Raw genomic sequence first — 25,619 nt, forward strand, 5'->3', positions numbered from 1 at the left:
TCACAAATGATAATTTTATATTGTGTATAGGGGGATAACTGTCTTATGGACTAATTAATTATCAGTGGAAATGAATAGCGGCTACTGATTAAAGTTTTATCTTATGTTGATTCCTGTGGAACTTTACAAAACTTTTACAAACAATTAAAACCGAATTAATAGTTTAGCAGTATTCTTATATCTGTAATCCTGTTATTTCCGGTTACTTCTAGGAGGAAGAACACGTGAAATGGATGAGTGCATCGATTAAAGTTTTTATATTATCGACATGGTTCCTTTGTTTTGGCATATCTACTGCATTTGCTGTGAACGAAATGGGAGAAGTGAGAGTTGATGGATCCTCAACGGTTTTTCCTATTATAGAAGCAGTAGCGGAGGAATATACAAAGGAGCATCCAAACGTGAAAATTTCTATTAGTGTTTCTGGAACTGGAGGAGGATTTAATCGTTTCAGTAAAGGAGAAGTGGATATAAATAATGCTTCGAGAGTAATGAAACAAGTGGAAGAAAATGAAATGAAGAATAACTCCATTCAGTTTACACCCTTTGAGGTTGCTTATGACGGTCTTACGATTGTTGTAAATCGTCACAATACTTGGGTAGACAATATGACAGTAGACGAGTTACGTCTCTTATGGAGTGAAGATGGAAGAGAGAAGCGATGGTCGCAAGTTCATTCAACATGGCCACGTGCACAAGTGAAGTTTTATGCACCAGGTGTAGACTCTGGTACTTATGATTATTTTCAAAATGTCATCTTACAAAATCGTCGCATTGTAAAAAAAGTCTCTTTGTCTGAAGATGATCAAGTTATTATGCAAGGAGTAATGCATGATAAAAATGCCATTGCTTTTGTAGGATATGCTTATTATATGGCCAATCGAGATAGGGTGAAAGCGATAAAAGTGAACGGTGTATTTCCGACGAAAGAGACTATTCAATCAGGTGATTATAAGCCGTTATCTAGATCGTTATTTACTTATGTGAATGATGCATCTATCCGACAAAAAATAAATGTAGCAAATTATGTTGAGTTTATAATCAAACATGTTGGTAACCTCGCTGAAGAGGTTGGATATGTAAAATTACGAAAAGAAAAATATAATGAACAGCTGCGAATGTTAACAGAAATCAAAAGGTAATGTCAGGGTGGAAAGGGGTTTTCATCTTTGGCTCATAATGACAAAAGTCAAATTACATTTTCTGTACAACATTTGATTGAAAGAAATACAAAACAAAGAAAAAAAACGCAGCGAATCAATCAAATAGTTCCATTATTATTAAAAATAATTGCTAGTGTGTCTATTGTGACGACAATTGGAATTGTTTTTACGTTGGCAAATGAAACAATGATGTTTTTTCAAAAAATATCATTATACTCCTTTTTGACGGAGAAAGAATGGTTACCGTTTTTTGAAGATCCTAAATTCGGTATATTACCACTTATATGTGGAACAGTCCTTGTAACAGCAATCGCCATGTTTGTAGCAATTCCTATCGGTTTAGCGTGTGCTGTATTTTTGAGCGAATACGCTTCAAACGGTGCGCGAAAAATATTAAAGCCGATGTTAGAACTATTAGCAGGTATCCCGACAATTGTATATGGTTTTTTTGCATTAACAGTTGTCACGCCACTTTTACAACGAATGATACCGGATTTACAGTTTTTTAATGCAATTAGTCCAGGAATCGTGATTGGATTTATGATGATACCTACAGTTGCATCTTTATCTGAAGACTCGATGAGAGCTGTGGCGAAAGGAACGAAAGAAGCCTCGTTAGCGCTCGGTGCGACTCGGTTTGAGATGGTAAAACAAGTAGTGTTTCCCGCAGCTTTTACAGGAATTATGGCAGCGATTATATTAGCGGCTTCTAGGGCAATCGGTGAAACAATGATAGTTGTAATTGCAGCGGGATCCACACCGAATGTATCGCTGGATCCGACGCACTCTATTCAAACGTTAACAGCCTATATTGTGCAAGTGAGTTTAGGCGATGCTCCGCATGGAACGATTGCTTATTACAGTATGTATGCCGTAGGCGCAACGTTATTCTTGTTTACTTTTATAATGAACATCATTTCGCAGTATATTGTGCGCCGTTTTAGGAGGGTGACATAATATGCGAATGTTGAATCATAAAAAAATACAAGAAAATATGGCATCACGTTTTTTTAAAGATCGAATTTACAAATTGTTATTTTATATAGCAATTTTGTTTTCAATCGTAATTTTGCTTATTTTGCTTTTTCAAATTTTTGAAAAAGGGTTAAGCTATCTTTCAATAGATTTCTTTACAAACTTCGCTTCACGTAATCCGAAAGAAGCCGGGATTGCTGCAGCTTTGTCGGGGACAATATTATTTATGAGTATTGTTATACCGGTCTCGTTTATATTTGGAGTCGGGACTGCCCTTTATTTAGAGCAATATGCGAAGGAATCTATATTTAAAAAGGTAATAGAAATTAATAATCAAACGTTAGCAGGAGTACCTTCCGTTGTATTTGGATTACTTGGCTTAACTATTTTTGTATATGCTCTTCATTTAGGCGAGAGTATTGTTGCAGCGGCGCTGACGATGAGTTTGCTCGTCTTACCGACAGTTGTTGTAGCTAGTCAAGAAGCGATACGATCTGTACCAAGTTCATTATTAGAGGCTTCTTACGGATTAGGTGCTACGAAGTGGCAAACGATGTATCAAATTGTATTGCCGGTAGCTTTCCCAGGAATTATAACGGGTTGTACGTTAGCGGTATCAAGAGCAATTGGAGAAGCGGCACCGTTGTTAGTAATCGGAGCATTAGCGTTTGCAAATTATGTTCCATTTAGTATGTTTGATAGATTTACAGTTTTACCAATTCAAATTTTTAATTGGATGAGTAGACCACAAGAAGAATTTCAGTATGTAGCAGCAGCTGGGATGATTGTTTTGCTAGGTCTGTTACTCTTTATCAATATATTTGTCTTATGGTTACGGAATCGAAAATAAGTTGGAAGTGGATGAAAGGGGAATTCAAATGGTAGCAACAGTAGTAAATGTACAGGTGAAAAACGAAGAGAAAATCCAGACTGCTCCAAAAAAAGTAGTATTTGATACGAAAAACCTAAATTTATGGTATGGAGAAGACCATGCTTTAAAGGATATTAACTTAAGTATTCATGAGAATGAAGTTACAGCAATTATTGGACCAAGTGGTTGCGGTAAATCAACGTACTTAAAAACATTAAATCGTATGGTAGAGTTAGTACCGATCGTTCGAACTACAGGCGTGATTGAATATAGAGAACGTAATATATTTGATAAATCGTATCCAGTTGAAGAATTACGCACACATGTAGGAATGGTGTTCCAAAAGCCAAATCCATTTCCAAAATCTATTTATGAAAATGTAGCATATGGACCGAAAATCCACGGTGTTCGTGATAAAAAAACGTTGGACGAAATTGTTGAAAAAAGTTTACGCGGGGCAGCAATTTGGGATGAATTAAAAGATCGTTTGCATGATAACGCATACGGTTTATCTGGTGGACAGCAACAACGCTTATGTATTGCACGTTGCTTAGCGATTGAACCAGACGTTATTTTAATGGATGAACCAACATCGGCGTTAGATCCAATTTCGACGTTAAAAGTAGAAGAATTAATTCAAGAGTTAAAGAAAGACTTTAGTATTGTAATTGTAACGCATAACATGCAACAAGCAGCGCGTATTTCAGATAAAACAGCTTTCTTCTTAAGTGGGGAAGTTGTGGAGTATACAGATACAAATAAATTATTCACAACCCCTTCAGATAAGCGTACAGAAGACTATATCACAGGACGATTCGGTTGATATCGCTAGCAAGGCTAAGAGAAAATGCCCTCTTAACAGAGGGCATTTCTTATTTTTACCTCATTTTAATAGAGAATTAAAACTTCTCCTATCTTACTGCTTATGGCAAGTATAAGAGGTTAGATAGGAGATTTATATAAAATGGCACATAATATTGAGGGGGAAGAAACGATGGTAAGAGAACAGTTTCAGTGTGATTTAAAAACGTTACAGCAAAAGGTAATTGAGCTTGGTGAATTAGCAAAGGAAGCTTTATTAATTGCTATGGAAGGTCTGCATACAAGAGATGTAGAGAAAGCGTTAGAGGTCATTGATGGTGATTACCGCATGGATAATTTAGAAGAGGAAATAAACGATCTTGCTCTTATGCTTATTACGAAGCAACAGCCTGTAGCAAGTGATTTAAGAAGAATTTTTATTTCAATTAAAACAGCGACAGATTTAGAGCGTATTGCAGACCATGCTGTTAATATTGCGAAATCCACAATTCGTCTTGGAGAAAAAGAAGTAACAGTTAGTTTGCAAAATCTTGATGAAATGTTTGCGATTGCTCATAAGATGCTAAATTTAGCATTGGAAGCATACGAACAAGAAAATTTAACTTTTGCTAAACAAATTGCTGAGATGGATGATTCAGTTGATGAAATATATGGGAAGGCAATTCGTGAATTTATATCCTCGATCCCTGAACAACCAGAGGCTATTACACAAATTACACAATTATCCTTTGTTGCAAGATATATTGAGCGTGTAGCAGATCATGTTACAAATATTGCTGAGAATGTATTTTATTTAGTAAAAGGAAAGCATTATTTATTGAATGAATAGGAAGGAAAGTAGGTGATGAGAAATCACCTGCTTTTTTTAGTCAAAACATGACAAAAAAAGCTCATTGTTTCCTTTAGTTTATGATGATAAGATGTATCATAATATAATGGGAAAATTAGTATTATTGGTTTTTATTCAGTGCTTTTTTACTAAGTTAATAGTAAGCGCTTTCTTTGTTGTTTGAGGGTGATAAAAATAACCCTTCTTATTAAAGTTTCATTTTATATGGAAGAAGATTATAAGAAGAGATTTTCCATAGCACAATGATTTGTTGAAACAATCAAGCTTATATTGCTAGTTCATGTGGGATAGAGAATATACATATGGTGTATGGATTTATTGAACATTATATAAGTGGAGGCTGAAGTATATGAAGGGGGTTATTTTAGCTGGAGGAAAAGGAAGACGCCTTAGACCATTAACATGTAATACTCCAAAGCCGATGTTGCCATTATTAGAAAAACCAGTTTTGGAATACAATATTGAATTGTTACGTCAGCATGGTATTCGTGAAATTGCAATTACAGTTCAATATATGAGTGCGGCCATTAAGCAATATTTTGGCGATGGTAGTAAATGGGGAGTTAACTTGTACTATTTTGAAGACTCCCCTCCACTTGGAACGGCAGGAAGTATTAAACAAGCGGAAAACTTTTTAGATGAAACATTTGTTGTTATAAGTGGAGATGCATTAACTGATTTTCAATTATCAGAAGGAATTGCGTTTCATGAACAAAAGAAAAGAATGGTAACTATGTTTGTAAAGGAAGTAGAAAACCCACTCTCATTCGGTTTGGTTGTAATGAACAAAGAGCAAGAGGTTACACGATATATAGAAAAACCAAGCTGGAATGAGGTAATCTCCAATATTGTGAATACAGGGATTTATATTATGGAGCCAGAAATCTTTTCTTACATACCACCCCGAGAATTTTTTGATTTCAGTCAAGATGTGTTTCCATTATTAGCAAATAAGAACGCGTTATTTGCATATTTGTCAGAAGGTTATTGGTTAGATATCGGTACATTTGATCAATATCGACAAGCACAATTTGATTTGTTAACGAAAAAATTGCAAGTACCTATTCCTTATACGGAAGTGTTACCGATGGTATGGATGGGAGAAGGTGTGACGATTGGAAAAGGGACGAAAATTCATGGCCCATCTTTTATTGGAGAAGGAGCAAAGATTGGTGCGGGGGCTGTAATTGAGCCGTACTCTATTATCGGGAAAAATAGTATTGTTTCAAGTTACTCTCATCTTCAAAAAAGTATTGTTTTTGCAAATGCTCACATTGGGGAGTATTGTGAGCTATTAGAAACGACAATAGGAGAGCATACAATGGTTGAAGATGACGTTACGTTGTTTCAAAAAAGTATTGTAGCGGATCATTGTCATATAGGGAAGAGTACGGTCATTAAGCAAAAAGGAAAATTATGGCCTTATAAGGCCATTGATAGTCATTCGATAGTAGGATCGGCTGGTGTTCAAGAAAGTGAAAAAAGCGCTGGCTGGTTACAAAAAAGCCGTATTGTAGGGAGAGGGAATGTTGAGATTACTCCGCAATTTATTGTAAAAGTGGCGATGGCGTATGGATCTCTTTTCGGAAAAGGGGAAAGCATACTAATTGGGAGTCAAGAACATATAGAAACAACTTCTTATAAAAATTTATTTTTACATGCTATTCATGGTATCGGGATTCATACGATGGAATGTAAAGAGATGAACGAGTCACTTTTTCAGTATAGCATTCATAATTTGCAATGTGCAGGTGGGGTTTTCGTTCAAGTGGAAAATGAAAAAGAAGTTGTTATAAAGCTGTATGGTAAGGATGGGATGCTGTTAACGTATAAGCAGCAAAAAGCAATAGAACAAGTATATATGTCCGAGTCGTTTTATTACGTATGTGAGAAAGAAATGGGACAAAATACGCCAGTCCACGTTTCTTTAAATGACTATATAGAAGCTGTATTAGAATGCATTGATATTGAACAAATACAAAAACAAAAGTTTCATCTTCTTATTAATAAGAGAAATGATATGTTACAACATTTACTTATGCTCTTTCTTCAAAGGCTTGGGTGCACAGTTACATGGATTTATGCGGGCGAACAAAAAGATCATGTGAAAGCTTTGATGAAATCAAGTAAAGCGAATATGGCGCTTATGTTTTCTGAGCAAGGAAATTATTTCGAGTTATATGATAATCATAGTAATATTTACCAAGGTACAGATTTTGAAGAAATAGATCTTCCTGACTTATTACTGGAATCAAAAGGGAATATTTACCCAATGTCTTTGAAATTAGGAGAATGTTACCTTCTATTTTATATACATGATGAAAAAAAGGCGTTTCAAGTAAAGTGGAAACGAGATATTTTATATCGAATTGGAAAGTTATTCGAGTTAATAGCACTGCAAGAAAAGGCGTTTCTTAGCATAGTAGAGCAATCACCGCCGCTTTATTTACTTTATGATGAAGTTGTGTGTTCATGGAACGAAAAAGGGAAAGTGATGAGGAAATTATTGGCCGATATGGAAAGAAAGGAAGAAGGTATATTTGAAGGAGTGCAGTTCAAATATACCGAAAAAGAGTGGTCTTATATCGTTTCTGATACAAAACAACCAAAATTTTTGGTGTATTCACATGCTAGAAATCCAGTGATAGCAAGGGAAAATATGAAAAATCTTATAGAAAAAATTAGACAATATCAAAAGGTGTAGAATTTTTATTTTAAAAGTGGTATTATGGTATAGTCTGATTTAAGTTATTAGTACTGGAGGGAAATAAGAATGCGTGTGAATATTACTCTAGCATGTACAGAATGCGGAGATCGTAACTATATCTCAAAGAAAAATAAACGTAACAACGCTGAGCGTATCGAGCTTAAAAAGTATTGCAAGCGTGACAAGAAGTCTACGTTACACCGTGAAACAAAGTAAGCAGTAGGAATATTTTCCTACTGTTTCTTTTTTTATTCGATTCCTATATTAAAAGTGATACACTATCATCATAGAGTAAAGTGTCACTGTAGGGGGGGAAGATGTGTGAAAGAAGAGAAAATACGTTTACGTAAAAAAATAATAGAACACATGAATTCTTTATCGGAAGAACAGTATACAACTTTATCAGAGCAAATCGCAGTTTCGTTGTATGCGCAAAAAGAGTGGGTTGAAGCTGAAACAATTGGAATCACTCTTTCAATGGAAAATGAAGTGAATACATATCCTATTATCGAAAAAGCTTGGGAAGAAGGAAAGAAAGTTGTAGTTCCGAAGTGTAATAAAGGAACAAGAACAATGTCCTTCCGGCAAATTAGTAATTTTGATCAATTAGAAACAGTGTATATGCATTTGCGTGAACCGATTCCATCGCTTACTGAAGAAGTGAATGCGGATGAAATTAACCTTCAAATCGTACCAGGCGTAGCTTATACAGAGCGAGGAGAACGGATTGGATACGGTGGGGGCTATTATGATCGTTATCTCGTGCATTATAAAGGGAAAACGCTATCATTAGCTTATGATTTTCAAATGGTAAAACAAATTCCAGTGGAACCATTTGATAAAAATGTAGAAAAAATTATTACAGAAAAAGGAACAATGGTTATAAATGGGCTTGTATAGACAAATAAAAATTGACGAGACTTTTTCTTCTTGATTATAATAAAATATGTGAACGTTTTCTTATTATAATTTTTTATAGTAAGTGAGCATAGAGGGTGATGAAATGGTATCTATTTATGATATTCAGCAATTGCTAAAGAAATTTGGTACGATTATTTATACGGGTGATCGAATTGCAGATTTGCAATTAATGCAAGATGAGCTACGTGAATTAAATCAGTCACAGCTAATCGATCCACAAGACTATCAAACAGCTTTATTTTTATTGAAGCAAGAAATTCAAAAAGAGCTAAATAAGAATTAGATAAAGGTAGGTAAGCAACATGGAAGAGAAATGGTTAGTTGGTGTTGACCTTGGTGGTACAACGATTAAATTAGCATTTATTAATGTATACGGTGAAATTTTACATAAGTGGGAAATCCCTACGAATACAAATGAGCAAGGAAAACATATTACACTTGACGTAGCGAAGGCAATTGATAAAAAATTAGAAGAGTTAGGCGAATTAAAAAGCAAGTTAATTGGTATTGGTATGGGAGCTCCTGGTCCTGTGCATGTAGCATCTGGAATGATTTATGAAGCGGTTAATTTAGGGTGGAAAAACTATCCATTAAAAGATTTACTAGAAGTAGAAACAGGGTTACCTGTTGTAATTGATAACGATGCAAACTTAGCAGCGCTTGGCGAAATGTGGAAAGGTGCTGGCGAAGGAGCAAAAGATTTAATTTGTATGACGCTTGGCACTGGTGTCGGTGGTGGTGTAATCGCCAATGGTGAGATTGTACACGGTGTAAGTGGTGCTGCTGGTGAGATTGGACATATTACAGTCGTTACAGAAAATGCTTTCCCATGTAATTGCGGAAAATCTGGTTGTTTAGAAACAGTAGCTTCTGCAACGGGTATTGTGCGTGTTGCTATGCAGAAAATACAAGAGACTGATAAAGAAAGCATGTTACGTTCTATGTTAGCAGAAGAAGGACGTATTACATCAAAAGATGTTTTTGAAGCGCACGGACAAGGTGATGAACTAGCAAATGAAGTAGTAGAAAAAGTAGCTTCTTATTTAGGATTAGCTGTAGCGAATCTTTCTAGTACGTTGAACCCAGAGAAAATTGTTATTGGTGGAGGCGTGTCTAAAGCTGGAGATGCACTATTAGAACCAATTCAAAGTTATTTCGAGCAATATGCTTTCTCACGTGCTGTAAAGAGTACGAAGTTAGCCATTGCAACACTTGGTAATGATGCAGGTGTTATTGGAGGAGCTTGGCTTGTAAAAAAGCACAAATACGAAGCGAAGATGATATAAGTTGTGAAATGTGAAAAGAGGAAGGGGGAAACCCTTCCTCTTTTTGCGTAAAATCTTGATGAAGAATAACATGTAAGTGAATTAAGCTGCTGGCGGATACCCGTTATATAGAACAGTCATGATCGTAAACCATCCGAAAACGAGTACAGTCGCAATTGCAAAGCCGCCTGCGAAAAAGTTCTTTTCGCGAAGTGTTCTAAGCGTAGCAAAAACAGCTAACAGAGTGACAAGCGTAAAAATAATAACAAGGCCCATACAATATCCTCCTCTGTCTACCTATTCTTAAATATGAGTTTTTAGAATATTTACTCTTTTACATTGTACATGTTTTAAAAATGATTGTCGAGATAGCATCCTTTCTTTTCCTAAGAGAAAGAAATGTTGTATCATTAAAAGTAAGTTTAATAACTGGAGGAGATTTTCATATGAAATGGACACAAATGCCGTTAGGACCATTACAAACAAATGCTTATATTTTAACGAATGATCAAAATGAGTGTATTATCTTTGATCCTGGTCATGAAGGAGAGAAGCTCGTTACATATTTACAAGAAGAACAATTAAAACCACTGGCGGTTTTATTAACGCATGCCCACTTTGATCATATTGGTGCTGTTGATGCGGTAAGAGACGCTTTCCATATTCCTGTATACGTACATAAAGAAGAAGCAGATTGGTTAGGAGATGGAACTGTAAATGGCTCTCAAATTTTTATGATGAACCGTAGTATTACAGCTAAGCCAGCGGATCATATTATTGATGCAGAAGGTACATTAACAGTCGGTTCATTTAATTTTGAAATTTTTGAGACGCCAGGACACTCTCCAGGAAGTATTTCTTATTATAGTAAAGAGGCGAATGCAGTGTTCTCAGGAGATGTATTATTCCAAATGAGTATTGGAAGAACTGATTTACCTGGTGGAAGTTTTGCTGAATTAATTGGAAGTATTGAAGAGAAATTATTCGTATTGCCAGATGAAACAGCGGTGCTATGTGGACATGGTCCAGAAACAAGTATCGGTTTTGAAAAAGAAAATAATCCATTTTTACAATAAGGAGTCATTATGGGGATGGAGCTCATTTTAAGAGAATGGATGGGGAAAGAGAAAGATTATTCGATTTCATATAGTACGTATATGAACCTCGTATTGTATGCGGAAGGGCATGGCTATTATATGAAGGACCGTGAAAAGATTGGAAGACAAGGCGATTTTTTTACAAGTAGCAATGTATCCTCTGCTTTTGCAAAAACATTTGCTAAGTTTTTTATTCGTCTTGTTGAGAATGATGAAGTCGCTCCAAATATTTGTGAGATTGGCGGGGGAACAGGAAAGTTTGCCTATGATGTTTTACAAGAATGGAAGCAATTATCTCCGGAAACCTTTATTGATTTAAACTATTCAATGATTGAAGTGAGCCCTTTTCATAGAAAATTACAACAAGAGAATCTGTGCTCATTTTCTAATGTATCGTATTATACATCTTATAGTAAAATGGGAGAGTCATTCGAAGGAATTCTTTTTTCGAATGAGTTATTTGATGCATTTCCTGTTGAAGTAATTGAGAAGAGAAATGGAATGTTGTATGAAGTACGTATTACGTATACAGAGGAAGGGAACCTTGCTGAAGTATGTAGACCGTTAGATAAAAGAATCGGTCGCTACTTACTGAAATATAACATTCATATTGCAGAAGGGCAGCGTTTTGAGGTGCCAATTGCGATGGAAGATTATATAAAAGGAATTGCAAAATGGTTTCAAAAAGGTATATGTATTACAGTTGACTATGGATACACAAAAGCAGAATGGACGTACCCTGCGCATCGAGAAGGAAGTTTACGTGGGTATTATAAGCATAAGTTAATACGTAATCCTTTAGCGTATCCAGGGGAAATGGATCTTACTACTCATATTCATTGGGATGAGTTAAAGGAGATTTTTAACCTTCAGGGAATGAGTGCAGTATGGCATAAGAAGCAATCTGAGTTTTTGTTAGCTGCAGGAATATTAGAACAGCTTACGAGTCATCAAGATACGAATCCTTTTTCTGAAACTCAAAAACAAAATCGAGCAATTCGTTCTATGATTTTGAACGGAGGATTAGGGAATGCCTTTGATGTTGTTATACATACGAAAGACATACAGAATTTACATCTGAATCGGTATTTAACAATATAAAAAACAAGACACAGCATATTTCTGTGTCTTGTTTTTTAATACGACGTATGTAGTATTATATATTTCCTCTCATGATATATATTTATATTAAAGATATGAGATGAAAAATATAGAATACGTTCTTTTTCTCTGTTTATTAGTCCCTAACCTAATAATACGCGAACGAGTTGAATAATTGTTTCGTTTTCTACTTTGTAGTAAATTTCTAATCCTTTTCTTTCACTAGAAACGATTTTAGCACTTTTTAATTTTGCTAAATGCTGTGAAATTGTAGACTGTGGCATGTTTAAGCCAGTGTACATTGTAGAAACGTTGCTTGGACCACGCTCGATTAATCCTTTTACGATACATAAACGAACTGGGTGAGCAAGTACTTTCAATAATTCTGCATTGCTTTCATAAAGTTCTATTTCTTTTTGAAAGGTTTCTAACATGTTCTTTTCCACCTCCGTGTGAGCTGTTATACCATACTATACATACCAAAAAATTAAAGAAAAGAAAACAGTTGTTGCAGAAAAAATTTCCTAAAGTAAAGAAATTGTAAGAAAAGAGACCCTGATGTAAATAAAATGGATAAATTAGCACAGTTTTGTAAAATGACGCTTTTGGGCGAAAATTTTGATGCGTTTTAAAAATTGAAAGATATAGATATATTTGTAACACAATTTTATCATGATTTTCTTATTCTTTCAAATGAATATACAAAATTTTTAAAATAATATGACAAAGGAATTATAATGCTATATATAGAATATAAAACAGGTTAAAAGAAGCCCGATGTAATCAGCTTTTTTATGAGGATAATGAGACACTTGAGTGTAGCTGATTAATCTTAGAATGATCAAGTCATTCGTCATTTATGCTAGAGCTCATCTTTTAGCAACTTTAAAAATCTGTGATTCCATATATTCTCATAAAAGTCAATTGTCTCTTTTGCGGACATAAATGGATTGTTTAATGTAGAAGTTATTTTAGGTGCCATAAAGTTTTCGTACCCTAGTCCGTGAGCAAATTTAATCGTAGCATCCATACAGTACTCTGTTTGGGCGCCACAAAATTCAATACGATGTACAGATAATTGATCTAAAATTTCTTTTAAGTTTGTTTTATAAAATGAATTTGCATGTGTTTTTCTCACAAAGAAATCTTGGTCTTGAACATCTAGATCAGTATGAATAGCCCAAAGTTCTTTTTCGGGTACTAAATCATCATCACAATGTTGAACAAAAATGATTGGTTTATTTGATTTTCTGTATGAAGAAATTCTTTTATTTACTTTTGTAAGCAAGTTTTTTAAATCAAATAAATGCTCTCCGCTATAACATACCCCATTTTGTAAATCGATAACGATTAAAATATCAGAACAAGTATCCATTATTTTTACCTCCTTTTATTTCTTAATATATCGATAAAACCATTATTTGTAAATAAGTGATGTGCTTTTATCCCACTATTTGTGGGAGGCGGGCTGCCCGTAAACGCCCGATTGGTGAAGGCTAATAATGAGTGGGAATGAACAAAACCCCCAATGATTAAATTTTTGTACAGAGATAATAAAGTAGTTTCATTTACAATAAAATTCTTTAAAAAACAATAAAGTTGTTTTATTATAATTGGGGTAGAGTCAAGAAAATACGCATTTACAACGATAAGTATTTTGATACAAGTCTTATGAGACATTATGAGGTCTAATTGAAAGGTGATTGGATTATGTACCGATAGGTTTTACTCTATTGAGATTGTGAAGTTTCCTACTTAAACTAACGGGGCAGGTTAGTTAGATAAAGGGATATTTGGATTAAGATAGATGTAAGTAGAAAAACTACTAAAGTAATAAAATTTGCTTCAGTAAAATAAGGTATATTATATTTGTTGAATAGATTCTCTGTAAAGACAAGAAAAGTAGGTGAACAAAGTGGGCAAATATCAATTGGATTACAAAAGTCAGGTAGCTGTGGCAAAGTTTCATGAAAAACAGACGCCTGCCAAATTTGATAAAAAGCAGCAACTTGAAAAATTGCGTGCGGAGTATTTGAAAAAGAAGCAAAAACAAACAGATAAATAATATGTTTTGTTTGTCTGATTGTTTTGTATTCGGTGTAAACAAAAGGAAATAGGTAAGTTATTCATCGTTCAAATATATACAGGCTATTTTTTCAAACATCTTTCTTAATGAACTAACGCATGCGTTAGTTCATTAAGAATAAATAAAAAAGTCGATTCCTTGAGAGGGGAATCGGCTTTTTTTAATAAGTGATATTTCCTTAGCGTTGTAAATCCGCATTTTCCTGACGCTACCCCTCATTAGACTAACGAGGAGGATGGTTGAAGAAGACAAAAAATTTGAGTACAAAAAGAAAAAACACTAAAAAGAAGATATGAAAACTTAATCTCATATCTTCTTTTCTCTCTACGCATTTACAGGTTCTTCTACATAAGAGAGGGCATTTTCAAAATCGGATATTAAATCGTTAACATTTTCAAGACCGACTGATAAGCGAAGTAATGAATTAGAGATACCTCTTTCATCACGAGCTTTTTGCGACAGTGCGGCGTGGGACATTTTAGCTGGGTAGGAAAGAATCGATTCGACAGCTCCTAAACTCACTGCAAAAACAGGTAATTTTACTTTTGATAAAAATTGGCGGAGTGCATCTTCTGACTGCAAAGTAAATGATAAGACCGCTCCAGCTGACGTTGCTTGAGATTGTTGAATATTAAATCCCAGATGTGTTTGTAATCCCGGATAATAGACATTTTGTACTTTAGCATGCTCTTGTAAATAGTGTGCAATTTTATTGGCATTTGCAGCTGAGTGCTCAAGACGTACATGTAATGTTTTTAGACCGCGAAGTACGAGAGAACAATCTTGAGGTCCTAAAATAGCGCCAAATGCATTTTGTAAAAATCCAAGCTTTTGAGCGAGTTCGGCATCTTTTACGACCGCTAATCCGGCAGTAACATCACTGTGACCAGCAATAAATTTTGTAGCACTATGAAGAACGACATCGGCGCCAAGATCAAGTGGCTTCTGGAATAATGGTGTCAAAAAAGTATTATCAACAAATGTAAGAGCACCAATAGATTTTGCGAGTTTAGAAACCTCGCGAATATCTGTTACTTTTAAAAGTGGGTTAGATGGTGTTTCTACATAAAAGAGTTTCGTATTCGATTTAATATTTTGCTTTATTTCTTCTAAATTGGTCATATCAACAAATGTATGTGAAACACCGTAACGGGAGAGTACTTCAGTTATAATTCGATAAGTGCCTCCGTATACGTCTTCTGAAATGAGAACGTGATCGCCTTGTGAAAGAAGGAGAAAAGCAGTAGAAATCGCTGCAATGCCTGAGGCAAAGGCGAATCCTTTTGTTCCGCCTTCTAATAAAGCAATGATATCTTCCAGAGCTTCACGAGTTGGATTTCCAGATCGGCTATAGTCGTATTTGCCAAAAGTATCTACATCAAACTGGTGAAATGTTGATGTGTTATAAATGGGAACGTTAACAGCTCCTGTTTGTGCATCGTGTTTATATTGGTTGTGTAGTAAGAGTGTATCTATAGAATAACTCATATTCTCACACCTTCTTTTACAAGTTTAATGGCTTGATTTAAGTCTTGAATTAAATCATTACTGTTTTCAATGCCGACGGAGAATCGAAGAAGACGATTACATACACCGTTCGCCGTTCTGATTTCTTCTGGAATATCAGCATGTGTTTGCGTTGCTGGATAAGTCATTAAACTTTCTACACCACCAAGACTTTCGGCAAATGTGATTAAGGATAAAGATTGTAAGAATGGATTAATCCAAGCTTCATCTTTAAGTCGGAATGAAATCATACCGCCTCTCCCTGGATAAAAGACATCTGTCACACCATCCTCATCATTTAAATAAGCAACAACTGCTTTCGCATTTTCTTCATGTTGTTTCATGCGAAGCGCTAAAGTTTTCATACCACGAATTAATAGCCATGAGTCAAATGGGCTTAAGACAGCACCGGAGGCATTATGATAATGAGCGATTTCCTCACAAAGTTCCTTTCCTTTTGCAACGACAAGTCCGCTTAATACATCATTATGCCCACCTAAATATTTCGTTGCACTATGAAGTACGATGTCAGCACCTTCTGTTAATGGCTGCTGTATATAAGGCGTGTAGAATGTATTGTCTACGATAAGAAGTAGTCTGTGTCTTTTCGCTACAGTTGCGACAGCGGCAAGATCAGTAACTTGCATTAATGGATTAGTCGGAGTTTCTATGAAAATAGCCTTCGTTTCAGTTGTGATAGCTTGCTCAATTTGTTTAATAGATTGTGTATTTACGTATCTACATCGAACATTCCACTTTTTTTCGTGTTCGGAAAATAAGCGATACGTTCCCCCGTATAAATCTTCGGATACAATAAGTTCATCTCCAGAACGGAATAATGAAAGGACGAGGAGAACAGCTGCCATACCTGAACTACAGGCATAACCTTGTTGGCCATATTCTAAGTCTGCGATTGCCTGTTCTAAAAGACCACGAGTTGGATTTCCAGTTCGTGAATAGTCAAAGCCGGTAGATTTACCAAGTCCTTCGTGACGATAAGCGGTTGAGAAATAAACGGGTGGATTAACAGTTCCTGTTGTAGTTTCGCTACGATTTCCGATTTGTGCTAGTTTTGTTTCGATAGTTGACATGTAAAAATTCCTCCTTTTTAAATTGAACCAGTAGTTGAATATAAAATAAAAAAAGCCTTCTAAGAAGAAGGCTTTCGGATTGAATAGAGTCTTCTTCTCATCTGTCAAATCTTTCACAATTTGCTGGAATTAGCACCTTATTAACAAATGTTAATGGTTGCTGAGGCGTCATAGGGCCAGTCCCTCTACCTCTCTAGATAAGAATGTTCGTATGAAATTTTTATTATGTTTTTAACTTTACAACAAAAGTTAATTGAATTGCAACTTTATTTTAAATAATTTTTATTTTTCCGCAAGTGTCATTGACTTTTATATTTGTGCATGCTAAATTTATAAAAAATTAACAAACATTGTTAAAAGGGGAACGCATTTCCTTTTAGCTACATAAATAAAATAATAAAGACAACTCTTATTGAGAGCGGTGGAGGGAAAGGCCCTGTGAAACCCGGCAACCTTCAAACGAAATGTTTGAAACGGTGCTAATACCTGCAAAACGCATGTTTTGCATAATAAGAGGCGGAACAATTATGTCCCCCTCTTCAAAGTGAAGAGGGGGTTTTTATATTGATAGAAATGAGGGAGATTCGTGAAATTACTAGATTTATTATCAAAAGGAATTGTAATAGGTGATGGTGCGGTTGGAACGTTATTACATTCACATGGTTTGCAAAGTAGTTTTGAAGAATTGAATGTATCTGATCCAGACCTAATTATATCGATTCATAAACAATATGTAGCTGCTGGTGCAGATGTGATTCAAACAAATACGTATGGAGCAAATGAGGCGAAATTACGTATGTATGGCTTAGAAAATCAAGTTGTTCAAATTAATAAAGCGGCAGTGAAGCTTGCGAAAGCATCTGTTACAAACAGAAATGCAATTTTAGGAACAATCGGTGGTATGAAACATATCGGAGCTGTCACAACGACTGATATGGAGCGAGAATTTATGCTACTTGAACAGGCAGGTGCTTTACTAGAAGAACAGGTTGATGGATTACTATTAGAAACTTTTTACGATGAATTTGAATTACTTCATGCCGTTAAAGTATTGCGTAAGCAAACGAATATTCCGATTGTTGCTCAAGTAGCGTTACATGAAGCAGGTACGACTCAAAATGGAAATGATGTCAATGAAATATTAAAGCAGCTTATAGATTACGGTGCAAATGTTGTTGGATTGAACTGTCAACTAGGACCACTTCATATGACGGAAGCTTTCAAAATGATATCGATTCCGCAGAATGGCTATTTATCAGCATACCCAAATGCAGGTCTCCCAAATTATGTGGAGGGACGTTACGTATATGAGGGAAGCCCAGCTTATTTCGAAGCGATGACACCGAAATTTATTGAGCAAGGTATTCGGTTATTGGGTGGTTGTTGTGGTACGACTCCAGAACATATTCAAAGTATGAAGCGCGCTGTTGCGAATGTTACACCTGTAATAGAAAAAGACACGATTCAAAGACCGAAAGTAGTTCATACACACGAGAAGCGTTCGAAGGCACAGGTTACTCTTGCGGAAAAGGCAAAAAAACAAACGACAGTTGTAGTGGAATTAGATCCGCCGAAAACGTTAGATACACAGCGGTTTTTTGAAGGAGCAAGAGCGTTAAAAAGAGCGGGAGCAGACGCTATTACTCTAGCAGATAATTCATTAGCATCGCCTCGTGTTTCGAATATGGCAATGGGCGCATTATTAACGAAGCACGATATTCCAGTATTGACACATTTAACGTGTAGAGACCATAACGTCATTGGACTACAATCTCATTTACTAGGTTTATCAGCGTTAGGTATGGAGGAAGTATTAGCTTTAACTGGTGATCCAGCGCGCGTTGGTGATTTTCCGGGAGCAACTTCTGTATATGATCTGTCCTCTATAGAGTTAATTAAAATGATTAAAGAAATGAACGATGGACGTTCCATTTTAGGGAAATCCATTGGACCGGCAACAAGGTTTTCAGTCGGAGGTGCTTTTAATCCTCACGTAAGGCATTTAAAAGCAGCGGTAAAGCGAATGGAACGAAAAATAGATGCTGGGGCTGAATATTTCTTAACACAGCCGATATATGATGTTGCTTTAATAGAAGAAGTATATGAAGCAACAAAACATTTGGAACAACCTATTTTTATTGGAATTATGCCATTAGTAAGTAAGCGGAATGCAGACTTTCTCCATTTTGAGGTGCCGGGTATTACTCTTCCTGAAGAAATAAGAGAGAGAATGGATGGACACGAAACGAAAGAGGCCGCTATCGAGGAAGGGATTCGTATTTCACAAGAGTTGATCGATGCAGCGATGAAATATTTTAACGGTATCTATTTAATTACACCATTTCTAAAATATGAAATTACAGAACATCTTGTTAAATATGTGAGAGAAAAGCAAGAAGTGAAAGAAGGTATTAATTGATGAAGTGTATAGAAGAAAAATTACAAAATAACATTTTAATATTAGACGGTGCAATGGGGACAATGATACAACAAGAGGACTTAACTGCGGAAGATTTCGGAGGAGAAGAGTACGAGGGCTGTAATGAATATTTAGTAGAAACAAGGCCGGATGTTATTTTAAAGATTCATAAAGCTTATATTGAAGCTGGAGCTGACATTATTGAAACAAATACATTTGGGGCGACAAATATCGTATTAAGTGATTATGAGCTGTCTCATTTAGATGAAGAACTAAATGAAAAGGCAGCACGATTAGCGAAACAAGCTGTTAAAGAAAGCGGGAATGAAGTATATGTTGCAGGTGCGATGGGACCGACAACGAAAGCAATTAGTGTTACAGGAGGAGTTACATTTGAAGAACTAATAGAAGCTTATACTAGGCAGGCGAGGGGATTATTAAATGGCGAAGTTGATGTGTTACTCGTTGAGACGAGTCAAGATATGCGTAATGTGAAAGCAGCTTATATTGGAATTCAAGCTGCTTTTGAAGAACTAAATAAAATTGTTCCTATTATGATCTCTGGGACGATTGAGCCGATGGGGACGACTCTGGCTGGGCAAACAATTGAGGCTTTTTACTTATCCGTAGAACATATGAAGCCATTATCTGTTGGATTAAACTGTGCGACTGGTCCGGAGTTTATGAGAGACCATATTCGTTCTTTATCTGATCTATCGGAGTGTTACATTTCTTGTTATCCAAATGCAGGTCTTCCTGATGAAGATGGACATTATCATGAATCTCCATCTTCTCTCGCTGAAAAAGTGAAGCGATTTGCTGAAGAAGGATGGATTAATATTATTGGTGGTTGTTGCGGCACAACACCAGAACATATAAGAGCAATGAAAGAAGCGCTAGCATCTCTTACACCGCGTGAGCAAAATGAACGAGCCGGACATGGAATTAGTGGATTAGAGGCGCTGCAATATGATGAGTCTATGAGACCGTTATTTGTGGGTGAAAGAACGAATGTTATAGGGTCACGTAAATTTAAACGATTAGTGGCAGAAGGTAAATTTGAAGAGGCTGCTGAAGTGGCAAGAGCACAAGTGAAGAAAAATGCTCATATTATTGATATTTGTATGGCAGACCCTGACCGTGATGAAATAGAAGATATGGAAAAATTCTTATCAGAAGTTACAAAAGTGTTAAAAGTACCGATTATGATTGATTCAACAGATGAAAATGTAATGGCGAGAGCACTTACTTATATTCAAGGGAAAGCTGTTATTAACTCTATTAACTTAGAAGATGGAGAAGAGCGTTTTGAAAAGGTAACGCCACTGCTTCGCAAGTATGGTGCCGCAATTGTAGTTGGGACAATTGACGAAGATGGTATGGCAGTAAGTGCTGAAAGAAAACTAGAAATTGCGAAAAGAAGTTATGAATTATTGACGACGAAATATGGTATACGCCCGTCAGATATTATTTTTGATGCACTTGTATTTCCAGTAGGGACAGGTGATGAAGAATACATCGGTTCAGCGGCAGCGACGATAGAAGGAATTCGACTTATTAAAGAAGTGTTACCAGAATGTTTAACGATTTTAGGTGTGAGTAATATATCATTTGGTTTACCACCAGCTGGACGTGAAGTGTTAAATTCTGTCTTTTTATATCATGCAACGAAAGCAGGATTAGATTATGCGATTGTTAATACTGAGAAATTAGAGCGCTATGCGTCAATTCCAGAGGAAGAAAAACGTCTTGCAGATGCATTATTATTTGAAACGACGAAAGAGACGTTAGAAGAATTTACGAATTTTTATCGTGTTGCTAAAAAGAAAGAGGTTGTTGTTCAAGAAACATTAACGCTTGATGAGCGACTAGCCAACTATATTGTAGAAGGTACAAAGCAAGGATTACATGAAGATTTAAGTCTCGCGCTGACAGAGGGAAGAAAACCTTTGGATATTATTAATGGTCCACTTATGGCAGGAATGGATGAGGTGGGACGATTATTTAATAATAATGAACTTATAGTTGCTGAAGTATTGCAAAGTGCTGAAAGTATGAAAGCTGCTGTAAGTTATTTGGAGCCGCATATGGAATCTAGCGATAGTGCGAAAAAAGGAAAAGTATTATTAGCGACCGTTAAAGGGGACGTACATGATATTGGGAAAAATCTTGTTGAAATTATTTTATCAAATAACGGATATGAGATTATTAATTTAGGAATTAATGTTCGTTCGGATCGAATCGTTCAAGAAGTGCAAGAAAAAAAACCTGATATTATAGGTCTTTCTGGCTTGCTAGTAAAATCAGCACAACAAATGGTAACAACTGCTGAGGATTTAAAAGCGGCGAATATTGATATTCCAATTGTTGTTGGTGGTGCAGCGTTAACGAGAAAGTTTACAGATAATCGTATTTCTCCATCGTATAAAGGGCTCGTATGTTATGCGAGCGATGCGATGACAGGTCTTGATATTATTAATAAGCTTCAAAAAGAAGAAGAGCGTGAGAAGATGAAACAGGATAAAAAAGAACGTCATCTTCATATCGTAAAAAAAGAAGAGAAGAAAGTGGAAATTCCAGCAGTAATTGAGCCGTTACCAAAATCAGAGGTTATGGTGCCTGATTCAACAAAACGAATTGTATTACGAGATGTTCCTGTCTCACATCTTGCCCCATTTTTAAATAGACAAATGTTACTTGGACATCACCTTGGATTAAAAGGAAATGTGAAGAAGCTTTTGAAAGAGGGGGATAAAAGAGCGCACGAATTAAATGATTTAATAGACGAATTATTGGTGGAAGGACAATCTTGGTTAAAACCGAAAGCAGTGTATCAATTTTTCCCAGCGCAAAGCGATGGACAAAACATCGTAATATATGATCCAGAAGATCATACGCGCGTAATAGAGCGTTTCACATTTCCTAGACAAGGAAAAGCACCATACCGTACTTTAGGTGATTATTTGCGCCCTATTGGAGATGAGATGGACTATGTCGCTTTCTTATCTGTTACTGTTGGGGAAGGAGTTCGGGATATTGCTGAGGAGTGGAAGGCGAAGGGAGATTATTTACGCAGTCATGCAATTCAATCGTTAGCGCTTGAATTAGCAGAGGGGCTTGCTGAAAAAACACATATGCTCATTCGTGACCGCTGGGGCATTCCAGATTCACCTGAATTGACGATGGAAGAGCGTTTCCGTACGAAATATAGAGGAATACGTGTGTCATTTGGTTATCCAGCATGCCCAGAACTTGCGGATCAAGAAAAATTGTTCCGTCTAATTCATCCAGAGGAAATAGGTATTTCATTAACGGAAGGATTCATGATGGAACCAGAAGCATCAGTAACGGCTATGGTATTTTCTCACCCTGAGGCAAGGTATTTTAGTGTACTATAGTGTAGAAGGGGGAGACGTATGAAGAAAATAGTCTTTACAGGTGGCGGTTCGGCAGGGCATGTAACACCTAATTTAGCCATCATTCCATATTTACAAGAACAGCATTGGGATATCTCTTATATTGGTTCTCATCAAGGGATTGAGAAAGCGATTATAGAAAAAGAGGGCATTCCGTACTATAGTATTGCGAGTGGAAAGCTACGTCGTTATTTTGATTTGAAAAATATAAAAGATCCTTTTCTTGTAATGAAGGGGGTTATGGATGCGTATGTAAGGATTCGAAAACTAAAACCGGATGTAATTTTTTCAAAAGGTGGTTTCGTATCTGTACCAGTCGTAATTGGAGGATGGTTAAATAGAGTGCCAGTTTTATTGCATGAATCCGATATGACACCAGGACTAGCAAACAAAATTGCGCTCCGTTTTGCTTCGAAAATATTTGTTACATTTGAGGAAGCAGCGAAACATTTACCGAAAGAAAAAGTAATATATACGGGAGCTCCTGTACGTGAAGAAGTGCTAAAGGGAAATCGTGAAAAAGGTTTAGCGTTTTTAAGTTTTTCACGTAAAAAGCCGGTTATTACAATTATGGGTGGAAGTTTGGGTGCGAAGAAAATCAATGAAACAGTTCGAGAAGCGTTACCAAAACTTCTTAAAAAGTATCAAATTGTTCACCTTTGCGGAAAAGGTAATCTTGATGAAAGCTTACAAAATAAAGAAGGATATAAACAATTTGAATATATTCATGAGGAGTTACCAGACATATTAGCGGCAACAGATTTTGTTATTTCACGTGCGGGATCCAATGCAATCTTTGAGTTTTTAACATTAGAAAAGCCAATGGTTTTAATTCCCTTATCAAAATTTGCTAGTCGTGGAGATCAAATTTTAAATGCAGAATCCTTCGAAAAACAAGGTTATGCCTCAGTATTGTACGAAGAAGATGTTACTATGAATTCTCTTATAAAGTATGTCGAAGAGTTAGATCAAAATAATGAGGTGTATAAAAGGGCATTAAAGAAATACAATGGAGAAGAAGCGATTAAAACTATTATTAAACATATTTCAGAGGCATGATTATACAATCATGTCTTTTTTAATAGGATGAAAGATTCCAAGAATTGATATTTTTATGTTACAATAACAAATGGTTAGTAGGGAAATTCCAATTGATTAAGCGTGAAAATACGAATGGATTAGGAGTGACTGTGTTGGAGCTAAGTCTCTATGAAAATACTGCACTTATTATATGCTTTGTGTTGTACGTTGGTAGTGTGATTGTTTATATTTCAAGGAAATTTTCGCAAGAACGAGAGCTTGAAAAATCAGAAATAACAGCAGAACTAGAAATGTTAGCTGATGAAAGTTATAAAAAACAAAAAATAAAAGAAGACCATGAAGCAACCCATCATTTAAACGCAAATAAGTTCTAAAGATGGGGATTTTTTTTGATGTCGTTCTTTATTATATCTATAGCAAGTAACGCTAAAAGGAGTTTCCCCATACATATTTAAAGGATGAACATAAATGAAATTTTATATAGCATCGGGATTTCAAAATAAACACATTGTTCGTTTTGTATCAGGCCAGTTAAAAGAAGCAGGATGGCACCATACATATGATTGGACAAAAAACGAAAGAGCAGTTAATCAAGAACAATTAAGAGAAATTGGTGAGGCGGAAAAGAATGCTATAAAGGAAGCCGATGTCTTTTTACTTATATTAGATGGTGGAAATGGAAGTCATACAGAGTTTGGAATGGCCATTGCACTAGAGAAAAAAATATATATGTATCATGAAGGAAATTCGCTGCAAACAACATTTTACCATTTGCCAGAAGTACATATTTTTGAAGGGGATGCAGAAAAGTTTGTAGCTCACGTTATGAATAATGTGGATGTTTAAAAGGTTATAAAGATAATCTTTTGGGTACAGTGATGATAAGGAAAGTATATAAAGGAGCTATATAATATGAAATTAGAAAATAGTTGGGAAACAAGTTTTTTAGAAGTGGTACAAAAGAGTGAATTTAAGAAAGATGCGCTTCTTAGTCAATTGCTTTTTGCAGATAGTGAAGAAGTAGAAGAGCTTACTGATGATTACGGATATGAAGAGATTATTGAACGCGAACATGATGATGAATTAGCAGAAGTTTTAGGCGAAGAACTATTCAGTGAGATGGAGCGATACGTATTCTTATCTTCACAACCAGAAGAGAAACTGATTTTATTCGTAAATGGATTAGGTTTTCATGTGTTAGATTGGATCGTGCTTCTTGAAACAGAATTTGGTGTTGATAGTGCAAACTTTACATCAGATGCTGTGAAGATGTTAGAAAAGCGTTTCAGACAGTTTCCATACATAGAGGATAAGACGATTTTTGATATGACGTTTGGAGAAGCGATGGATGTATTAGAATCCATTACAGGATTACAACTGAAGGAAAAGATGAACGTATAATGAAAAAAGAACGTGAGGATATCACGTTCTTTTTTTTACATAATAATAATTTTATCATCTAGTTTTGTCTGCCCAGTAAGAAGTGCGTTTAAATATTCCACTTTTCTTATACAAGCTTGTATATGTCTTTCAACCTCTTGTAACTCTGCTTGATGATGTGTTTCAATTGGATGAATTTGTACGTTAAATTTTTCAAATTGACTACTATATGTTATTTCTGCATAGCCGCTCATAATATCCGTTTCGTTATGAAATAAAAATTGTTTCGTTTTGTCACAGAATGATACATCCTGAAAGCCATATACTTTTAATGCGTCAATTACTTTTTTTATTATTTTTGTATTCATTTTTTAACCCTCTTTACGAAGTTCTACTTTTATATTATAACATAAAAAATTACATAGAAAGCGCTTCCAAATGTATTTTATTATAAACTTTACGTTTCAATCATAAAAATGAAACAAAGAAAAAATAATTGTAAAGAAGGAAGGACTCTTTTATTGTTTCGTCATATATATAGAGAAATAGTGCAATGAAAGGAAATTTTCCGAGGTGGAGATTGTATTTCCAATTTGAGCGCAGTAAAAGAGGTGAGAATCTTGAACTTTGATATTGTAGGGCAAAAAGCATATATAAAAGATGGACCGCATCGGAACCGAATTGGAATTGTAAAGAAAAACGAAGAACAATTAAAACCACACTTCGCTATTATAATTGGAGAACAAAGTATTGATGTCGAGCTAAAGGATATCGTGTTAGTTGGAGTGGACGTAGGACAATTTCATAAATGGTGCGAGCAGAATGGTTATTTGTGAAAAGGACGGGCTGTGAGATAATGAAATATATTTGAGAAAAGAGAATATGTTATTGTATTCTCTTTTTCTATG

General features: G+C 35.5%; 26 protein-coding genes and 2 riboswitches. Of the genes, 20 read left to right on the forward strand and 6 right to left on the reverse strand.

Annotated elements, in window-relative coordinates; translation table 11 throughout:
• Positions 1-224: 224 nt before the first annotated feature.
• The 10 genes from DPQ31_RS21370 (at position 225) to glcK (ending at position 9,595) form a co-directional block, all read left to right on the forward strand.
• Positions 225-1,142 (forward strand): PstS family phosphate ABC transporter substrate-binding protein, encoded by a 918-nt coding sequence (locus DPQ31_RS21370; protein ID WP_097958083.1) that lies wholly within the window; start codon positions 225-227, stop codon positions 1,140-1,142.
• Between the two features lie 27 nt (positions 1,143-1,169).
• Positions 1,170-2,120, forward strand: a complete 951-nt coding sequence (gene pstC, locus DPQ31_RS21375; protein WP_208730965.1) for a phosphate ABC transporter permease subunit PstC — start codon at positions 1,170-1,172, stop codon at positions 2,118-2,120.
• A gap of 1 nt (position 2,121) precedes the next feature.
• Positions 2,122-2,988, forward strand: coding sequence for a phosphate ABC transporter permease PstA (gene pstA / locus DPQ31_RS21380; protein ID WP_001242538.1), 867 nt, complete (start codon positions 2,122-2,124; stop codon positions 2,986-2,988).
• Between the two features lie 28 nt (positions 2,989-3,016).
• A complete protein-coding gene (gene pstB, locus DPQ31_RS21385) occupies positions 3,017-3,832 on the forward strand; it encodes a phosphate ABC transporter ATP-binding protein (RefSeq protein ID WP_000226691.1) in 816 nt (271 codons plus the stop codon).
• Between the two features lie 171 nt (positions 3,833-4,003).
• The gene (gene phoU / locus DPQ31_RS21390) at positions 4,004-4,660 is read left to right on the forward strand and encodes a phosphate signaling complex protein PhoU (RefSeq protein ID WP_033657342.1); all 657 of its coding nucleotides are present in this window, start codon (positions 4,004-4,006) and stop codon (positions 4,658-4,660) included.
• A gap of 370 nt (positions 4,661-5,030) precedes the next feature.
• Positions 5,031-7,385 (forward strand): sugar phosphate nucleotidyltransferase, encoded by a 2,355-nt coding sequence (locus DPQ31_RS21395; RefSeq protein WP_199631969.1) that lies wholly within the window; start codon positions 5,031-5,033, stop codon positions 7,383-7,385.
• Between the two features lie 69 nt (positions 7,386-7,454).
• Complete coding sequence (gene rpmG, locus DPQ31_RS21400) at positions 7,455-7,604, forward strand: 50S ribosomal protein L33 (protein ID WP_001265616.1); 150 nt, start codon at positions 7,455-7,457, stop codon at positions 7,602-7,604.
• Between the two features lie 105 nt (positions 7,605-7,709).
• Positions 7,710-8,288: a 5-formyltetrahydrofolate cyclo-ligase gene (locus tag DPQ31_RS21405; protein WP_000656839.1), complete on the forward strand. Its 579-nt coding sequence runs from the start codon at positions 7,710-7,712 to the stop codon at positions 8,286-8,288.
• 103 nt (positions 8,289-8,391) lie between these two features.
• Entirely contained in the window at positions 8,392-8,592 is a 201-nt protein-coding gene (locus tag DPQ31_RS21410) for a YqgQ family protein (RefSeq protein WP_000253699.1), read from the forward strand.
• 19 nt (positions 8,593-8,611) lie between these two features.
• On the forward strand, positions 8,612-9,595 hold the full coding sequence (gene glcK / locus DPQ31_RS21415) for a glucokinase (protein WP_000391710.1): 984 nt from the start codon (positions 8,612-8,614) through the stop codon (positions 9,593-9,595).
• 81 nt (positions 9,596-9,676) lie between these two features.
• Here glcK and DPQ31_RS21420 read toward each other — a convergent pair whose 3' ends face one another.
• On the reverse strand, positions 9,677-9,850 hold the full coding sequence (locus tag DPQ31_RS21420) for a DUF2759 domain-containing protein (protein ID WP_000524850.1): 174 nt from the start codon (positions 9,848-9,850) through the stop codon (positions 9,677-9,679).
• Between the two features lie 170 nt (positions 9,851-10,020).
• On the opposite strand from DPQ31_RS21420, the gene DPQ31_RS21425 reads away from it, so the two are divergent.
• Positions 10,021-10,650: an MBL fold metallo-hydrolase gene (locus DPQ31_RS21425; RefSeq protein WP_000872319.1), complete on the forward strand. Its 630-nt coding sequence runs from the start codon at positions 10,021-10,023 to the stop codon at positions 10,648-10,650.
• A 9-nt stretch (positions 10,651-10,659) separates the two neighbouring features.
• The gene (locus DPQ31_RS21430) at positions 10,660-11,772 is read left to right on the forward strand and encodes a class I SAM-dependent methyltransferase (protein WP_070173777.1); all 1,113 of its coding nucleotides are present in this window, start codon (positions 10,660-10,662) and stop codon (positions 11,770-11,772) included.
• A 143-nt stretch (positions 11,773-11,915) separates the two neighbouring features.
• Here the strand turns inward: DPQ31_RS21430 and DPQ31_RS21435 are convergent, their stop codons facing one another.
• Entirely contained in the window at positions 11,916-12,206 is a 291-nt protein-coding gene (locus tag DPQ31_RS21435) for an ArsR/SmtB family transcription factor (protein WP_000894375.1), read from the reverse strand.
• A 428-nt stretch (positions 12,207-12,634) separates the two neighbouring features.
• Complete coding sequence (locus DPQ31_RS21440; RefSeq protein WP_098821449.1) at positions 12,635-13,147, reverse strand: cysteine hydrolase family protein; 513 nt, start codon at positions 13,145-13,147, stop codon at positions 12,635-12,637.
• A 540-nt stretch (positions 13,148-13,687) separates the two neighbouring features.
• Between DPQ31_RS21440 and DPQ31_RS21445 the strand changes: the two genes are divergently transcribed.
• The gene (locus tag DPQ31_RS21445; RefSeq protein ID WP_000521653.1) at positions 13,688-13,837 is read left to right on the forward strand and encodes a hypothetical protein; all 150 of its coding nucleotides are present in this window, start codon (positions 13,688-13,690) and stop codon (positions 13,835-13,837) included.
• A 345-nt stretch (positions 13,838-14,182) separates the two neighbouring features.
• Here the strand turns inward: DPQ31_RS21445 and metC are convergent, their stop codons facing one another.
• On the reverse strand, positions 14,183-15,346 hold the full coding sequence (gene metC / locus DPQ31_RS21450; protein ID WP_000122267.1) for a cystathionine beta-lyase: 1,164 nt from the start codon (positions 15,344-15,346) through the stop codon (positions 14,183-14,185).
• Complete coding sequence (metI, locus tag DPQ31_RS21455; RefSeq protein WP_208730966.1) at positions 15,343-16,455, reverse strand: cystathionine gamma-synthase/O-acetylhomoserine thiolyase; 1,113 nt, start codon at positions 16,453-16,455, stop codon at positions 15,343-15,345. Before metI ends, metC begins: the two co-directional genes overlap by 4 nt.
• Positions 16,456-16,549: 94 nt before the next feature.
• Positions 16,550-16,659: riboswitch (SAM riboswitch) on the reverse strand.
• Between the two features lie 202 nt (positions 16,660-16,861).
• Positions 16,862-16,971, forward strand: a riboswitch (SAM riboswitch).
• Between the two features lie 70 nt (positions 16,972-17,041).
• On the opposite strand from metI, the gene DPQ31_RS21460 reads away from it, so the two are divergent.
• The 6 genes from DPQ31_RS21460 to DPQ31_RS21485 all read left to right on the forward strand — a co-directional run bounded on the left by DPQ31_RS21460 (position 17,042) and on the right by DPQ31_RS21485 (position 24,732).
• Positions 17,042-18,874, forward strand: coding sequence for a bifunctional homocysteine S-methyltransferase/methylenetetrahydrofolate reductase (locus DPQ31_RS21460; RefSeq protein WP_000770362.1), 1,833 nt, complete (start codon positions 17,042-17,044; stop codon positions 18,872-18,874).
• Positions 18,874-22,272: a methionine synthase gene (gene metH, locus DPQ31_RS21465; protein ID WP_199631966.1), complete on the forward strand. Its 3,399-nt coding sequence runs from the start codon at positions 18,874-18,876 to the stop codon at positions 22,270-22,272. Before DPQ31_RS21460 ends, metH begins: the two co-directional genes overlap by 1 nt.
• An 18-nt stretch (positions 22,273-22,290) precedes the next feature.
• Positions 22,291-23,349: an undecaprenyldiphospho-muramoylpentapeptide beta-N-acetylglucosaminyltransferase gene (locus tag DPQ31_RS21470; protein WP_098137349.1), complete on the forward strand. Its 1,059-nt coding sequence runs from the start codon at positions 22,291-22,293 to the stop codon at positions 23,347-23,349.
• Positions 23,350-23,444: 95 nt separating this feature from the next.
• On the forward strand, positions 23,445-23,705 hold the full coding sequence (locus DPQ31_RS21475) for a DUF3966 domain-containing protein (RefSeq protein ID WP_079519680.1): 261 nt from the start codon (positions 23,445-23,447) through the stop codon (positions 23,703-23,705).
• A gap of 94 nt (positions 23,706-23,799) precedes the next feature.
• Positions 23,800-24,177, forward strand: a complete 378-nt coding sequence (locus DPQ31_RS21480) for a nucleoside 2-deoxyribosyltransferase (protein ID WP_098227148.1) — start codon at positions 23,800-23,802, stop codon at positions 24,175-24,177.
• A gap of 66 nt (positions 24,178-24,243) precedes the next feature.
• The gene (locus tag DPQ31_RS21485; protein ID WP_098710842.1) at positions 24,244-24,732 is read left to right on the forward strand and encodes a hypothetical protein; all 489 of its coding nucleotides are present in this window, start codon (positions 24,244-24,246) and stop codon (positions 24,730-24,732) included.
• Between the two features lie 35 nt (positions 24,733-24,767).
• On the opposite strand, the gene DPQ31_RS21490 is transcribed toward DPQ31_RS21485, so the two are convergent.
• Positions 24,768-25,079, reverse strand: coding sequence for a hypothetical protein (locus DPQ31_RS21490; protein WP_001092833.1), 312 nt, complete (start codon positions 25,077-25,079; stop codon positions 24,768-24,770).
• 252 nt (positions 25,080-25,331) lie between these two features.
• Here DPQ31_RS21490 and DPQ31_RS21495 point away from each other — a divergent pair, with 252 nt between their 5' ends.
• Complete coding sequence (locus DPQ31_RS21495; RefSeq protein ID WP_001008324.1) at positions 25,332-25,547, forward strand: DUF3912 family protein; 216 nt, start codon at positions 25,332-25,334, stop codon at positions 25,545-25,547.
• Positions 25,548-25,619 lie beyond the last annotated feature (72 nt).

The organism is Bacillus sp. COPE52 (assembly GCF_003355115.1).
GTDB classification, from domain to species: domain Bacteria; phylum Bacillota; class Bacilli; order Bacillales; family Bacillaceae_G; genus Bacillus_A; species Bacillus_A toyonensis.

Bases quoted from the DNA above. Each gene is read 5' to 3' on its own strand.
- DPQ31_RS21470 (WP_098137349.1), top strand. From the start codon at position 22,291: ATGAAGAAAATAGTCTTTACAGGTGGCGGTTCGGCAGGGCATGTAACA.
- DPQ31_RS21435 (WP_000894375.1), bottom strand. From the start codon at position 12,206: ATGTTAGAAACCTTTCAAAAAGAAATAGAACTTTATGAAAGCAATGCA.
- DPQ31_RS21490 (WP_001092833.1), bottom strand. From the start codon at position 25,079: ATGAATACAAAAATAATAAAAAAAGTAATTGACGCATTAAAAGTATAT.
- metC (WP_000122267.1), bottom strand. From the start codon at position 15,346: ATGAGTTATTCTATAGATACACTCTTACTACACAACCAATATAAACAC.
- pstB (WP_000226691.1), top strand. From the start codon at position 3,017: ATGGTAGCAACAGTAGTAAATGTACAGGTGAAAAACGAAGAGAAAATC.
- DPQ31_RS21425 (WP_000872319.1), top strand. From the start codon at position 10,021: ATGAAATGGACACAAATGCCGTTAGGACCATTACAAACAAATGCTTAT.
- DPQ31_RS21485 (WP_098710842.1), top strand. From the start codon at position 24,244: ATGAAATTAGAAAATAGTTGGGAAACAAGTTTTTTAGAAGTGGTACAA.
- DPQ31_RS21480 (WP_098227148.1), top strand. From the start codon at position 23,800: ATGAAATTTTATATAGCATCGGGATTTCAAAATAAACACATTGTTCGT.
- pstA (WP_001242538.1), top strand. From the start codon at position 2,122: ATGCGAATGTTGAATCATAAAAAAATACAAGAAAATATGGCATCACGT.
- DPQ31_RS21420 (WP_000524850.1), bottom strand. From the start codon at position 9,850: ATGGGCCTTGTTATTATTTTTACGCTTGTCACTCTGTTAGCTGTTTTT.
- phoU (WP_033657342.1), top strand. From the start codon at position 4,004: ATGGTAAGAGAACAGTTTCAGTGTGATTTAAAAACGTTACAGCAAAAG.
- DPQ31_RS21410 (WP_000253699.1), top strand. From the start codon at position 8,392: ATGGTATCTATTTATGATATTCAGCAATTGCTAAAGAAATTTGGTACG.
- DPQ31_RS21395 (WP_199631969.1), top strand. From the start codon at position 5,031: ATGAAGGGGGTTATTTTAGCTGGAGGAAAAGGAAGACGCCTTAGACCA.
- metI (WP_208730966.1), bottom strand. From the start codon at position 16,455: ATGTCAACTATCGAAACAAAACTAGCACAAATCGGAAATCGTAGCGAA.
- DPQ31_RS21440 (WP_098821449.1), bottom strand. From the start codon at position 13,147: ATGGATACTTGTTCTGATATTTTAATCGTTATCGATTTACAAAATGGG.
- metH (WP_199631966.1), top strand. From the start codon at position 18,874: ATGAAGTGTATAGAAGAAAAATTACAAAATAACATTTTAATATTAGAC.
- DPQ31_RS21430 (WP_070173777.1), top strand. From the start codon at position 10,660: ATGGGGATGGAGCTCATTTTAAGAGAATGGATGGGGAAAGAGAAAGAT.
- glcK (WP_000391710.1), top strand. From the start codon at position 8,612: ATGGAAGAGAAATGGTTAGTTGGTGTTGACCTTGGTGGTACAACGATT.
- rpmG (WP_001265616.1), top strand. From the start codon at position 7,455: ATGCGTGTGAATATTACTCTAGCATGTACAGAATGCGGAGATCGTAAC.